Source organism: Lacinutrix sp. MEBiC02404 (assembly GCF_053601575.1).
The window spans coordinates 208262-223014 of the sequence record NZ_JBSHNV010000153.1 but is presented as its reverse complement, the minus strand read 5'-3'; the positions used below and the strand labels follow the sequence as shown (position 1 = coordinate 223014).

Annotated in this window: 13 protein-coding genes and 1 tRNA gene; 3 read left to right on the top strand and 11 right to left on the bottom strand. The window is 32.8% G+C overall.

The genetic code is table 11. From position 1 onward, the window contains the following. Positions 1–108 precede the first annotated feature (108 nt). From ACVCXO_RS07445 to ACVCXO_RS07415, 7 genes are all read right to left on the bottom strand, one after another. A complete protein-coding gene (locus ACVCXO_RS07445; RefSeq protein WP_452228962.1) occupies positions 109–792 on the bottom strand; it encodes an ATPase in 684 nt (227 codons plus the stop codon). Between the two features lie 38 nt (positions 793–830). Beyond that, positions 831–1580 (bottom strand): hypothetical protein, encoded by a 750-nt coding sequence (locus ACVCXO_RS07440; protein ID WP_452228961.1) that lies wholly within the window; start codon positions 1578–1580, stop codon positions 831–833. Positions 1581–1588: 8 nt separating this feature from the next. Then, positions 1589–1861 (bottom strand): helix-turn-helix domain-containing protein, encoded by a 273-nt coding sequence (locus tag ACVCXO_RS07435; protein WP_452228960.1) that lies wholly within the window; start codon positions 1859–1861, stop codon positions 1589–1591. Positions 1862–2139: 278 nt separating this feature from the next. After that, positions 2140–2994, bottom strand: coding sequence for an RteC domain-containing protein (locus tag ACVCXO_RS07430; protein ID WP_452228959.1), 855 nt, complete (start codon positions 2992–2994; stop codon positions 2140–2142). 88 nt (positions 2995–3082) lie between these two features. Then, on the bottom strand, positions 3083–4333 hold the full coding sequence (locus ACVCXO_RS07425; RefSeq protein WP_452228958.1) for a site-specific integrase: 1251 nt from the start codon (positions 4331–4333) through the stop codon (positions 3083–3085). Between the two features lie 232 nt (positions 4334–4565). Further along, positions 4566–4639 (bottom strand) — tRNA-Arg (locus tag ACVCXO_RS07420). Between the two features lie 234 nt (positions 4640–4873). Continuing rightward, positions 4874–5026 (bottom strand): SsrA-binding protein, encoded by a 153-nt coding sequence (locus ACVCXO_RS07415; RefSeq protein WP_452228957.1) that lies wholly within the window; start codon positions 5024–5026, stop codon positions 4874–4876. Positions 5027–5643: 617 nt separating this feature from the next. Here ACVCXO_RS07415 and ACVCXO_RS07410 point away from each other — a divergent pair. Next, positions 5644–7629 carry an endonuclease gene (locus ACVCXO_RS07410; RefSeq protein WP_452228956.1) on the top strand — a complete coding sequence of 662 codons (1986 nt, stop codon included), beginning with the start codon at positions 5644–5646 and terminating at the stop codon, positions 7627–7629. 71 nt (positions 7630–7700) lie between these two features. Here the strand turns inward: ACVCXO_RS07410 and ACVCXO_RS07405 are convergent, their stop codons facing one another. Genes ACVCXO_RS07405 through ACVCXO_RS07395 form a run of 3 tightly spaced genes read right to left on the bottom strand, consistent with a single transcriptional unit; the run spans position 7701 to position 9748 of the window. Beyond that, positions 7701–8921, bottom strand: a complete 1221-nt coding sequence (locus tag ACVCXO_RS07405; protein ID WP_452228992.1) for a M56 family metallopeptidase — start codon at positions 8919–8921, stop codon at positions 7701–7703. A gap of 12 nt (positions 8922–8933) precedes the next feature. Then, a complete protein-coding gene (locus ACVCXO_RS07400; RefSeq protein ID WP_452228955.1) occupies positions 8934–9386 on the bottom strand; it encodes a hypothetical protein in 453 nt (150 codons plus the stop codon). Positions 9387–9388: 2 nt separating this feature from the next. After that, positions 9389–9748, bottom strand: coding sequence for a BlaI/MecI/CopY family transcriptional regulator (locus ACVCXO_RS07395; protein ID WP_452228954.1), 360 nt, complete (start codon positions 9746–9748; stop codon positions 9389–9391). Positions 9749–9910: 162 nt separating this feature from the next. Between ACVCXO_RS07395 and ACVCXO_RS07390 the strand changes: the two genes are divergently transcribed. After that, a complete protein-coding gene (locus ACVCXO_RS07390; protein WP_452228953.1) occupies positions 9911–10852 on the top strand; it encodes a calcium/sodium antiporter in 942 nt (313 codons plus the stop codon). 180 nt (positions 10853–11032) lie between these two features. Here the strand turns inward: ACVCXO_RS07390 and ACVCXO_RS07385 are convergent, their stop codons facing one another. Continuing rightward, positions 11033–12058 carry a glutamine synthetase beta-grasp domain-containing protein gene (locus tag ACVCXO_RS07385; RefSeq protein ID WP_452228952.1) on the bottom strand — a complete coding sequence of 342 codons (1026 nt, stop codon included), beginning with the start codon at positions 12056–12058 and terminating at the stop codon, positions 11033–11035. Positions 12059–12242: 184 nt separating this feature from the next. On the opposite strand from ACVCXO_RS07385, the gene ACVCXO_RS07380 reads away from it, so the two are divergent. After that, on the top strand, positions 12243–14429 hold the full coding sequence (locus ACVCXO_RS07380) for a glutamine synthetase III family protein (RefSeq protein WP_452228951.1): 2187 nt from the start codon (positions 12243–12245) through the stop codon (positions 14427–14429). Positions 14430–14753 lie beyond the last annotated feature (324 nt).

Sequence of the window (14753 nt, the reverse complement as noted above, 5' to 3'; positions counted from 1 at the left end):
ATAAGCTAGGTAAGTAGTACTTTTTATTAATAACTAAACGTTAAAGAGTATTGTGTGTTCATTAAAAACCATTGTTCAGTGACAATGAACACTAATTAATAATGAACATCATTTCCTTTTATCCACACTATTTGAAGTAAAGCTCACTAAGTTAAAAGATTCCCGCATCCTAGATCTAACACGTTCGCCATATTTCTCTTGAAGTTCTTCGGCATTAAGGTTGGTTGTAATATGTGTTAGGATGTTTTTTTGTTTAAATATCTCATATCTTGATATGAGTATTTCTCCCATTACATTACAATCTTTACCATAATGTCTGCCAATATGTTCTACGCCTAAGTCGTCAAAACAATATGCATTGTGATCACTATAATCTTCAATCATTTTAAAGCCAATGCCATTGAAGCCAAACACGATATTCCTACTAGGAATAAGGGTGTAGGATTTCTTGTGTGGCACTAGATGGGGTAATAATCGCATTAAAGTTGTTTTTCCGCAACCAACAGGGCCAGATAAAAGGATGCCTTTATTGGTGTCGATGTCTAGTTTCTTGCAGTATTCATGATCCTGGATAAAATAGCTTGCTAGTTTGAGTAAGAGCTCGTGGTCGTCTTCGTAGATTTTGAAGTTCTTGCCAAATAGTAATTTTCCTTTTACATCTAGGTAGGTGAGGATTTTAGGGAAATCATAGTTGATTTCTTTGCCGTTGAAACTTCCTAACTCAAATTGCGTAGCACCTTCGTAAATGATACTCGGGTTTTTTAAATTATATGTGCTAGTAGTTTTTGTCATCTTGAGATTCATTTAAAAGATTCCCGCCTTTGCGGGAATTAAAGCGGTTGGTCATAATTTTTATTTCTGATTGTATGGAGATTCCCGCTTTCGGCAGAGCGATGGTTGTCTCGATTTTGGGACTGCTGTTTTTCTGTTTTTAGTTCTGCAGCTTTTAGTATCCAGTTTTTGGACGAAGCGTGCCAATCTTCCATTTTAATTTTGCCGCCTATTTTCCAACCGTTAGCCTGGTAATGGTTATAGAATTTTTGTGCTTCCAGTTCCGGTGCCTTTATTTTTTTGAAAAAGGCTATAACTTCTAATTCATTTTTTGGAAGCTCCAGTTTATACCTGTTTTCTATTTGTTTATACTGTTTATTAAAAGGTACCAATGCTTGTCCTTGATTTGGGGCGGATAAGTCCAACGGTTGTACTACTACTTGTCTTGCATTTGGGATAGTTGATTCCAAATTACTTTGACTTTTCTTCTTGAGATTCCCGCTTTCACGGGAACTAAAGATGAGCATCTTAATCACAGATCCTTTGAATGGATTATGTGATGGTTCATAGATGAGGTATTTGTAATGGTGTAATTCTTTGGTGCATCTGTGATAGGTAGATTTAGAACCTATCTTGGATAAACGCATGACCTCTTCCCGGTTGACATGGAAACCGTCGCAAAAGCGATTGTAATTCCATATTTGGAAAAATGCTAAATACAAACTTATGTGTGTTGGATTAAGTCTGCTGTCTTTTGAAAACTGACTAAATACTGCGTTGAGGTGCTTAATATAATTAACTTCTGCCAAAACATATCTTATGAAGCGACACGATTTTCTTTGAGTACTTTTAATATTTCTTCATACTCGTAGAGTATAATGCCTCCAATTTTTGTGTAGGGTAGTGTACCGTTGATTCTAAAGTTTTGTAATGTTCCTGGACTCACTTGAAGCATTTCCATGACCTCTGCAGATTTGAGGTATTTTTTTGGTGTTGCTTGTGGATTTGCGGTAAGTAGTTTTTTTAGTTCTCCGAATAATTGCATTTTAAAATCGTGGAGGTCGTCTGTTGTAATAATTTCTGTTGCCATTGTAAAACGAGTTTTTAGTATTAATAATGAGGTCCCGCATCCAGTGCGGGATAACTTAAAGCACTATCATATCAAGTTCTCATTCTCAATGATAGTACTTACGTTAATTTAGTTCACAAACTTTTCTTTTTTAATAAATAGGTGTTCATGAAGCTATCGATTTGACTTTCGTTCTACAAAGCTGCTATTATTTATATTGTTTTCTTCGGTATATGTTCGGTAGTACCGAAGAATTTTAACATTTTAAGACTGTTATTTTATGGGCATATTTATTGAGCTTATTTAGCATTATCAAGGTCTATGCGTTTTTCAAGACTTCTTTTTAATTGGTCTAAAAATTTTGTGGTGTCTTTTTCGCGATTCTTGATTTCGGCATAGGTTTTATAGAAATTATTGAGTTTAAGATCAAATAAGGTCGCGCAAACTTCTGCCATTTTACTCAATTCTGCTTGTCCGTTTCTTATGGCTCCAGAACTATGTAATGCATATAGTAATTCTATTAAATCTGTTTTTGATGCGGTCCAGGAAAGTCCGTTGAGGATTGCTGGACTTATTTCTTCGATAGTTATATTCTCATTTTGCTTTTTTAGCAATTTCATTTTTCGCTGGTAATAATTAGAAAGCAAGTCGTAGCTAATTACTTGCGCTGCTAGATTGTCGTGAGTGGTTGAGAATTCCGGATCTGTATAATAATGAAAGGTATCTACAGGGAAATCAAGCTTGTCATTTCCACGTACAAAATAGATGTGGTCTAATGATGTATTACAATGCCTGATATATTGAAAAAACTCTAAATTCCGCATTTTATGTTTCTCGAGTTTGTCAATCCTATCTCTGAGGTAATCCATTTGCATGGATATACTCGCCGTAGGTCTTTCTGAAATAAAACGTCTAACTTTTGAAAAGAATTTAATATGCCCATTAATAAATGGTTTATCCACTTTAAAGAATTGAATTTCCTCGTCCTGACTAATGAGACAATCTGGAGCTTTTAGTCGCCGTCTTAATTGAGTCAGTGTGTCTCTGGAGAGATTTAGGCCTTCATTTAACTCTTTTTGGTTTCTTAAATTAGACTTTTCGAATTGTGTTATTTGTTTTTTGTAATTCTTGATGATTGGGGCTATGTACTTCATCGACTACGTTTTTGATATAAATTTAATTAAATTGTAGAAAATTTTCTACAAAATAGTAAAAAAATCAAACAAATAAAATTCAAATGTGTTATCCTCTTTTTTTTAATTTCTTTTCTTTCTTTGATAAAATATCTTTTAATGCATTCATATCTGTGCTGATTTTGTTTTCTAATACTCGAGCATAAATTTGTGTTGTTGCTATTTTTGTATGTCCTAAAAGTTTGGAAACTGTTTCGATAGGAACTCCGTTGGACAATGTAACTGTAGTGGCAAATGTGTGGCGTGCCATGTGAAAGGTTAGGTTTTTCTGGATGCCCACAAAATTAGCGACTTCTTTGAGGAATACATTTAGTTTCTCATTGGATAATACTGGTAATAAAGAATCGTTTATCGCTGTACTTGGATGGTCTTTGTACTTGTTTACAATATCTAATGCTTGTCCTAATAGTGGTACCTTAACAACGGTATTCGTTTTTTGTCTTTTGGTTCTTATCCAATTTCCTCCATCCATTCCTAATACTAAATGATTAGGAGTTAAATTCATAATGTCTACATAGCTTATGCCGGTATAACAACTAAAGACGAATAAATCACGAACGCGGTCTAGACGTTTTGAAATAAAAACTTTTTCTTCCAGGTTTTTTAATTCGACTTCGGTAAGAAATTCTCTGTTGGTTTTGTCATAATTCATTTTCCATCTTACAAAAGGATCTCTGTCTATCCATTCTAAATGATAGGCGAGTGTTATCACCTTTCGTAAGCGTTGTATGTGTTTCATCCTCGTATTATTGCTTAATGCTTTTTGATGGCCTACTGGCCATATATCACAAAGGAATAATTCAAAATGACTTAGGAATTCAAAATTGAGTTGGTTGAGGTAAATGTCTGTTGTGTTTTTTTTCTTCTCCAGGAACTTAAAAACGTAATTCTCAGTAATACCAAAATTTCTAATGGAACCAACTGCTAGCGTGTTGGCGATTTTTTCACTGTGATAATCAAAAATATTTTTCAAAGATTTACTTTGCTGTCCATCTCCAGTATAAAATGATTTAATTAGCTGTGCCGTGATAAGCTCTCCTTTGAATTTTAGGTCTTGATAAATTTGGAAGAGCTTTGTTCTAACTTCATCCATGTAAATATTAATTTGTCTTGCTTGTGCAGAAGAGCCTTTCGCTTTTTTCTTTTTAGCATCCCATAGAGATAGTGGAACTCGCTTTTTTAAACTAAGGTTGACTCTTTTACCATCTACAGTAATTCTAATGTAGAGTAGTGCTTCATTGTTAATTGCTCTTGTGGTTTGTAACCAGAAGATTGTTGAAAATGTGTGTTTTGTACGCATAGTTGTCGTCTTTAGATATTAAACATCGTTAGGACGAAAGTCAAATCAACTGTACTCTTTCAAAACTATTATTCTTCAAAGTGTCTGCTAAGCAGACACTTTGAAGGTCTGCTATTCAAAGAGCAGACATTTAAGTTCAATTAATATCAAATTAAATGAATGCTTAAAAACCAGAAAACCACTCAAATCATAGTGATTGAGTGGTTTTAGTTAGAATTCTCATTCTTTAAAGTGACCTCGACTGGATTCAAACCAGTAACCTCTTGAGCCGTAATCAAGTGCGCTATTCAGTTGCGCCACGAGGCCATTTTTGTGGGTGCAAATATATTTCTTTTTAATAGAAACACAAAGCAAACTCAAAGTTTTATTTACTTTTTTTTCGTTGTAAAAATATAGAAGGATAATAGATACAGTAAAGGTTGCTTTTTAGGAGAATACACCTGATTATTACTTGTCTGAATATTAGTCGATAAGAAGTCTTTATCTTCGTTAGAAGCGCCGCGTATAAGAGAAGAAGGAAGAGATGTAATTAGTGAAAAATTAATCTAATGCATTTTTAGTTACGTACACTTTCCAACCAAAAATAGCCATTTGTAGTTTTGAGGCTTTGCTTAAATCCAATCGCTGTTTCGTGAAACTAGGTAAAATGGTTCTATTAAGCTTTGCTAATATTTTAAACACTTTCTTTTTCATTGTTAAAAATGATATATTTTGAATAACAAAATTATTGCTTTAAATAGAAGTAGCCAAATATTCTTTTTTTATAAAATAGTAAAACTTATTCTAGACTAAGTCTTACTATCGGGTAATATACTAAAGTATAGAAATAATAAATTCAATTAAAGTGGTTACAAGTGTCATCATAATTTTAAGGGTTTAGTTGTTAATAAAGCGTTTCGTTTTTTTTATGTTTTTTCAATATATATGATTTTCAAACCATGTTCCAAACGTTTTATAGAATATCAATGAATTTGCGTATAGTATTATAACTAAAAAGATGATTTTTATTATAATTTGTAATGATTATTCCTTATTTTATGTTGTAATATGTAATTATAAGTGTTGATTGTTGTTATAATATGTAGTGTTTCAAGGTGCTTTTTTATAAGGTTTAATAAAACCAAGGGCTTTTTTTACGAAAACAGATTGTTTTTATCCGTTTTCATCTTTTTTATAGTTTCATAAAACATATAATAGCTCGATATTTTTTGTGTAGATTTTTTTCTATAAGTGTTAAAGTTCTGCATTTCGCGAGGTTAAAATCGGCTTAAACCCAAACGGATACGTATTTTTACACAAAATTCCCCCTAATGAAAAAACACTACATGCTATTGATATGTTTAGTAATATATCAATTCTCCTTCAGTCAAATTGTTATCAATGAACTAGATTGCGATACGCCAAGTACGGATGATAAAGAATTTATCGAACTTAAATCAGACACACCCAATTTTCCTCTAGATGGTTATGTGCTCGTTTTATTTAATGGCTCAGCTTCAGGAAATGATTCTAGTTATTTTACTATAGATCTAGATGGTTTTCAAACAGATCCAAATGGTTTACTTTTAATTGGTAGTGATTCCGTAGAACCTTTTCCTCAAATATTGATATCTGTAAGTACGATTCAGAATGGTGCAGATGCAGTTGCCATTTATTTAGGAAGCGCATCTGATTTTCCCGACGGAACACAAGCAACTCAAACCAATTTAATCGATGCATTGGTGTACGATACTAGCGATTCAGATGATGTTGATTTAATGGCGCTTTTAGGAGTAACAGAACAGATAAGTGAAGGTTCTTCTAATAATACAAACTCTATACAACGTCTGGAAGATGGCTCGTACATAACTGCAACACCAACACCAAGAGCTGTAAATGATGGCGCAGGAATACCTTTTAAAGCAGTAAGTCTTTCTACAAATGCAACAGAATATAATGAAGGGGATACTTTTGATATTGTTTTTTCTACGGAAGAGAATGTGACAGAAGATGTAACTTTTAGTTTTACTTTAGATAATGATGGATTTGACGCTTCTGATTTTTCTGGAAATACTACAGTTACCATTCTTAACGGAATGAATTCGGTTACAACATCAATTACACTTATAAATGATATAATAGATGAAGGGGATGAAGAACCAATTATAAAATTCGGAAATGTAAATTGGCCCAATATTATAAATAATAACTTTGTAAAGCTTCGTGTGCTGGATGATGATTTTACAACAGCAAATTTTGGAGCACCTGCAACTCAATTTAACCCGTTTATAGGAAATGTAACAAGTACGCAACCGGATGGTTATTATGATAGTTTAGATGGCTTAACAGAAGATGCATTACGTCAAGCGATACAAGATATTGTAGCAGAAGAAGGTGTAGTAAGAGCGCAAACGTATGCAGATATTGTTGATATTTTAAAAGAAGCAGATCAGAACCCAGCACAAAGTAATGAGGTTTGGTTAGTATATAAAGAAATAAGTCGTTCTAAATTAGATAATCATACTATTGGTAGTAGCACAGGGAAATGGAATAGAGAACATACTTTTCCTAGATCTCGTGGTGGCTTTTATGATATAGATGCGGATGATATTGCAGATGGAAAGGAAGTTTTCTGGAATACTACAGCAGATTCCTTGCGTCACGGAAATTCAGATGCACATGCTTTAAGAGCAGCAGACGGACCAGAGAATAGTTCACGTAATAATAAGCATTACGGAGATCCAAATTTAGGAGGATATAATGGGCCAACAAATACAGCGGGAAGTTTTTATGGCGATGTTGCTAGAAGTGTTTTGTACATGGCAGTTAGATATAACGGACTGGAAGTTGTGAATGGTTATCCCAATGGCGACGGCACAGAAGGACAGTTAGGAGATTTAGCAACCTTATTAGAATGGCATAGAAATGATCCGCCAGACGATTATGAAATGAATAGAAACAACGTAGTCTATACTTGGCAGTTTAATAGAAACCCTTTTATAGATCAACCAGATATGGTAGAATATATTTGGGGAAATAAAGTAGGGACAGGAGACGTTTGGGATCAAGAATTAAGTATTGCTGAAAATAATAAACTACAGCTTCAAGTATATCCTAATCCAGCCAAAAATGCGATTTACATTAATGGTCTTTTAAATAAAGCTACAGTAGATGTGTTTTCTTTAGAAGGAAGAAAAATAGAAACTTACAGCATTACTGGTAATTCGGTTTTAAATGTAAACCTTGCGAGTGGTATGTATCTTTTTAAAATTACTTCGGAAGGTAAAACTACCACAAAGAAAATGGTGATTCAGTAAAACATAATCCCATAAAAAAAATCGCAAACATTAGTTTGCGATTTTTTTTATGCTTGTTTTTAATTGAAATATTATTTTTTGGTAACAATTAATAGGACACCATTTTTAGCTTTTTCGCCATAGATTCTTATATGTTTATCTCCTTTAAGAACATTAATAGATGCTATATTGTTTGGATCTAGATTTTCCATTTCCTCTTTGGTAGACTCTTTTTCGTCTATAAATATTAAAGGACTGTTTTCTGAGTCTGTAGAAATAAATAGTTTGTTGTCTTTTGTCTTTGCTTTAACAATCTGTACGTCATTTGCGCCTCCTTTTTCAACAACCCAAGTTTGACCATTTTGACCTGGAATAATTTCTTCATTTACTATATTTCCATCCTTATCTTTCGAGGTAAATTTTACTTTCTCTTTATTTTCTGAAGCTTCCGTATTTAAATCAATAGTAGTAGCTTTTCTTCTAATAACAACTTTAGTGTCTTTGTTATTGCTGTCTTCTGTAATAACTTCAACCTTAGCATTCTGTTCTTCTTCCGATAAAATAAAAGGATTATTGTCCGATTCCGATGGTACAATAGCAGTAGTGCCGTCTTCTGTAACAACTGTTTCATTCGCTTCTATGGTGCTAATAGAAATACTATAGTCTTGGCTATTGTAGATTATTTTAATTGGTTTAATAGCGTTATTCGAATTAGAGCTAAAATTAGTTTTCATCTTTTTAGAACTCGCTTCTATTGCAATCGCTATAATTTCATTTCGATCGTTTCTTTCAATTTTCTTAAAATTAAGAGTGACATCTTTCGGTTTAAATTCGGAAATTACTTTGTCTAATGCCACATCCGAAAAATTCTTAGTAATTATAACCGTTTCCATAGCTCCAATCGTTTGTTTGAAATTAGAAGTATTGGTATTCAAGTAAATTTCTTTCGTATTAAAACTCATTAAGAAAAGCGTTAATAATGGTAATACTAATACATATTTTAATGCATTTAATTTTCTAGATTTTGATTTGTGTAACATAACGATTCGTTTTTTAATTAATGAAGTGTAAAAGTTGTTTGCTAATGCTAATGACTGGTTAGCAATGCTTGTTTTAAGTAAAACATATTCATAACTCTTTTTATTGGTCGAATTACGTTGCGCATGTTTGTCGGCAATAAACTCTAAATTTTGCTGTACTTCTTTTTTATAAAGCCAGATAAACGGATTAAACCAAAACACAACAGTCGCTAATTGTATGCAAAGAATGTCTATAGAATGGAATTGCTTTGCATGCACTTTTTCGTGATTAATGATATGTTCTAATTATGTAGGGCTAAACGGTTTCTTATTATACACAATAAAGTGGAAAAAAGAGAAAGGAGAAATGGACTCTTCGGTTTCTATATATAGGAAGCCATTTTTTTTGGTGGATTTATTTTTACGCAATACACGAAACAAGGATACAAACTCTATAATTAGTTTTAAGAAAAAGAAACTAACGCCAAGCACATAAATACTTGCTAATCCCAGGAAGGTATAGTCGAAACTTGTAGTGGTTGTAATATTTATGTTTTCTGTAAATTTAGAGAGGTCTATTGTGGTATTTGGACTTTCTATGTAAATCGGAATTATTAATAAAGGCAAACAAATAGTAGCTAGTAAGCCTATTAATAAAAACCATCGGTTACTTTCAAAAAAAGTTTCACGGTGCAAAAAAACTTTGTAGCATAAATAGAATAGTGCTGTAATAGCAGATGCTTTTAAAAAATACTCCATACTTATTTTTTTTGTTCAATGATAGAAATAATCTCTTTTAACTCAGCAACACTTATTTTCTCTTCTTTAGCAAAAAAGGAAACTACATTTTTATAAGAGCTGTTAAAATAGTTGTCTATGGCCGTATTCATAAATTTCTTCTTATAGGCTTCTTTGGTTATAATAGGAAAGTATTGGTGCGTTTTTCCGAAGGCATTATAACTAACATAATCTTTCTCCTCTAAATGTCTAATAATAGTAGAAAGGGTATTATAGTGCGGTTTTTCTTCTTCAATTTCCTGTAATACATCTTTTACAAAAGCCTTTTCTAGCTTCCATAATATGTGCATAATTTCCTCTTCTTTATTCGTTAGCTTTTGCATCGAAAATATATTTTTGTTCCCATGAAAATGGGAATCTAGTTTACTGTCTCAAATGTATAACTATTTTTATAGTTATACAACTGTAAATATAGTTATTCAACTAAGTTTTAAGTTTTGTTTTTTCATTTGGAAGAAATACTATCTTCGTAAAAAAAAATAATTATGAGTATTGCTTTTTTAATTTTAGGCTTTGTTTTATTAGTAATAGGAGGAGAGTTTCTAGTTAGGGCTTCGGTTGCTTTATCTTTTAAATTAAACATATCTAAAATTGTAATTGGTATGACAGTGGTTTCTTTTGCTACTTCTGCTCCAGAATTACTAGTAAGTTTAAACGCCGCTTTGTCTGGCTCACCAGCAATAGCAATAAATAATGTGGTAGGTTCTAATATTGCAAATATTGGTTTGGTACTTGGTATTACTGCAATAGTTGGCGCTATTGGTGTAGATAAGTCTTTTTATAAAGTAAATTGGCCAGTAATGATGCTATTCTCTATTGCGCTTTATTATTTTCTTTGGAATGATAATCAATTAACAGCTATAGAAGGAGCGATACTTTTTGCAGCTTTAATTGTATTTATAATCTATTTAATTAAAAGTCAAAAAAATGAAGATGCTTCCGAAGAAGTAGATGATACTTTAGCAATTGTTTCTAATTTTAAAATGATTATTTGGTTGCTTATAGGTGCTTTAGCTTTGTACTTTGGTAGTGAGTGGTTGGTAAAAGGAGCTACAGAAATTGCGACACAACTTGGGGTTAGCGAAGCGGTGATTGGTGTAACTATGATTGCTATAGGAACAAGTGTTCCAGAACTTGCAGCTTCTGTAATAGCAGCAGCTAAACAGGAAAAAGCAATTTCTTTGGGTAACTTAATTGGTTCTAATATTTTTAATATTGGTTCTGTACTGGGTTTAACTTCTATGATAAAAACCATTCCTGTGACAGAGCCTTTGATATTATCTCGCGATATATTTTGGATGTTAATCTTTGCTGCTAGCGTATTGATTTTAGCACTTTTACCTAAAAGGCATGAGATTAATAAAATTAAAGGATTTGGTTTAGTAATGCTTTACGGTATTTTTATTGTCTTAGTATTTAGAGGATAAAAAGAAGCGATTTAATACAATAGTCTTTTTAATAGGTAATTAAATAGAGGAAATAGTATTAAGGGATATTTGCAGATTTATCTAAATACTTTTTTATAGTGAGCGTATTTAGAGGATAAAAAAAAAGGCTATCTAATAAGACAGCCTTTTTAATGGATAATTGAAATAATGTAAATTTTATTAACTAATATTAGCAGACTTCACAGTCTTAATAATTCTACCAGCAATTTTATATGGATCTCCATTAGAAGCAGGTCTTCTGTCTTCTAACCATCCTTTCCAGCCTTTTTCTACTGTGATAATAGGAATTCTAATAGAAGCTCCTCTATCCGATACGCCATAAGAGAAATCGTCAATAGATGCAGTTTCATGATCTCCTGTTAAACGTTGGTCGTTAAACTCACCATAAACAGCCATATGTTCTTTTACAACAGGTCTGAATGCTTCACATATTTTTTCGTATGTTTCTTTACTACCACATGTTCTTAAAACAGTATTAGAGAAATTGGCATGCATTCCAGATCCATTCCAATCCATATCTCTACCTAATGGTTTTGGATGGTATTCAATATAATAACCATATTGCTCTGTTAATCTATCTAGTAAATAACGAGAAACCCAAATTTCATCTCCTGCTTGTTTCGCTCCTTTTGCAAACAATTGATATTCCCATTGCCCAGAAGCAACCTCTTGATTAATTCCTTCGAAATTTAAACCTGCATCAATACATAAATCTGCATGCTCTTCTACTAGTTTTCTACCATGTGTATGTAAACCTCCAACAGAACAGTAATACATTCCTTGTGGTGCAGGATAACCACCAATAGGGAATCCTAACGGTAATTGTGTTTTAGTATCCATTATAAAATACTCTTGCTCAAAACCAAACCAGAAATCATTATCTTCATCTTCAATGGTAGCTCTACCATTAGAAACGTGCGGCGTACCATCTGCATTTAATACCTCTGTCATTACTAAATAACCATTTCTTCGTGTAGGATCTGGATAAATTGCAACTGGTTTTAATAAGCAATCAGAAGCACCTCCAGATGCTTGTTTAGTAGAGGAACCATCAAAAGACCACATTCCTAATTCTTCAATTGTTCCTTGAAAGTCTTCATGCTCTTCTACTTTGGTTTTACTTCTCATATTTTGAGTTGGGAAATACCCATCTAACCAAATGTATTCTAATTTAATTTTTGCCATAATACTTCAAATTATATTAATATGATGTTGGTAAATATAGGTAATTTTCATTATTACCTATGAAAAAATAGATCACTTATCGTGAGTTTTATTAAATTATGGTTAATAACCCTATTTTTTTTAGGGTATTTCTTTTTTTGAAGCTAATAATTGTAAATTCGTAAAATAAATTAAAAACATTTTTATGTCCACTTTAAGATTTTTTGCAGTAAAAGAAACCTATAATAGAAAGCCAGTTTATATTGAAGAAAAGGAACGTCGTTCTTCCATTTTTGGTGCTAATGTTTTTAATGAAGACACCATGCGACAATATTTAACTAAAGAAGCACTTAAAAGTGTGCAAGATGCTATTAAAAATGGTTCAAAAATAGATAGAGTAATTGCAGATCATATCTCTACAGGTATGAAAGAGTGGGCAATATCTAAAGGAGTTACACATTACACACATTGGTTTCAGCCCCTAACAGGAGCTACCGCAGAAAAGCACGATGCGTTTTTTGAGCCTGTTGGAAATGGTAGAGCAATAGAGAAATTTGAAGGCGGACAACTAGTACAGCAAGAACCTGATGCTTCTAGTTTTCCTAATGGCGGAATACGTAATACTTTTGAAGCTCGCGGTTATACGGCTTGGGATCCAACTTCGCCAGCATTTATTTATGGTACAACACTTTGTGTACCTACTGTTTTTGTTTCGTATACCGGAGAAGCTCTAGATTATAAAACACCTTTACTTCGTGCGTTACAAGCTGTTGATCAAGCAGCAGTTGCGGTTTGTAAATATTTTGATAAAAATGTGAAGAAAGTAAACGCGTCTTTAGGTTGGGAACAAGAGTATTTCTTAATCGATCTTGCTTTAGCCAATTCTCGTCCAGATATAGTGTTAACTGGTCGTACGTTATTAGGGCATTCTCCTGCAAAAGGACAACAATTAGATGATCACTATTTTGGTACCATACCAAATCGTGCAATGGCATATATGCGGGACTTAGAAACCGAATGTATGCTACTTGGTATTCCTGTTAAAACAAGACATAATGAAGTGGCACCTAATCAATTTGAATTGGCGCCAGTTTATGACGAAGCGAATCTTGCAGTAGATCATAATTCCTTATTAATGGATGTGATGGATAAAATTGCTGCGCGACATAACTTTAAAGTGCTTTTTCATGAAAAACCATTTGCTGGAGTAAACGGTTCTGGGAAACATAATAATTGGAGTTTGGCCACAGATACCGGAGTTAATCTTTTGAGTCCGGGGAAAACGCCAATGAGTAATCTGCAATTCTTAACCTTTTTTATAAATACTATTAAAGCGGTTTATGATAATGAAGAACTTCTTCGTGCTGCAATAGCATCGGCCAGTAATGATCATCGTTTGGGTGCAAATGAAGCGCCTCCTGCAATTATTTCCGTATTTATAGGAGAACAATTAACCAAAACATTAAGCGAGCTAGAAAACGTTACTAATGGTAAATTGTCTCCTGAAGAAAAAACAGATTTAAAATTGAATGTAGTTGGTAAAATTCCAGATGTTTTATTGGATAATACAGATAGAAACAGAACTTCTCCTTTTGCGTTTACCGGAAATAAATTCGAATTTAGAGCAGTAGGATCTACAGCGAATTGTGCAAATCCAATGACCGTTTTAAACGCTATTGTAGCAAAACAATTAATAGAGTTTAAGGGAGAAGTAGATGCATTAATTGAAAAGAAAAGTTTAAAAAAGGACGAAGCTGTCTTTAATATATTAAGAGAATATATCAAGAAATCTAAAAATATTTTATTCGAAGGAAATGGGTATGGTGAAGCTTGGGAAAAAGAAGCTAAAAAACGTGGATTGAGCAATAATAAAACCACTCCGGAAGCATTAAAAGCTAAAATCTCCAAAAAAGCGATCGATCTGTATGGTGATTTGGGTATTATGAATAAAGTAGAAGTAGAAGCGCGTTACGAAATAGAGGTAGAGCAATACACCATGCGTTTACAAATAGAAAGTCGTGTGCTAGGTGATATCGCAAGAAATCATGTCGTGCCAACTGCTGTGAAATATCAAAACGTTTTAATAGAAAACGTGAGAGGACTTAAAGAAATTTATGGTGCTGATTTTAAAAAATTAGCGAAAGAACAAATGGTTTTAATCGAAGAAATCTCTGGTCATTTAGAATCTTTAAATTCTAATGTTACTAAAATGACTAACGAACGTAAAAAAGCGAATAATCTGGCAGATATAGAGAAAAAAGCAGAGGCATATTGCTTTAAAGTAAAGCCGCTCTTCGATGATATTAGATACCATTGTGATAAGCTCGAGTTATTGGTCGATGATGAGCTTTGGCCACTAACAAAATATAGAGAATTACTATTTACCAACTAGACATAATTCTTCCTTCATTTAAAGGTCGCTTTCATAAAAGTGACCTTTTTTATGGAGCAAAAGTTAATACTTTGTATTTTGTCTAATATAATTCACATGTCAACGAATACTTTGGTTAATAGGAGTTTAGTAGCTTTGTTTTCTTTACTTTAGCAGAGCTATTAATCAATAATCAATTTAAAATGAAGAGGCTTTTCTTAAGTGTCCTTATGCTCATGGTTGCGACTTTTATATTCTCGCAGGCTAGTAAAGAAAAAAAGACACAAGATTTCAAAAAAGATTTAGTACAGACAAAACAAGTAGTGCAACATAAATAGTAACTAG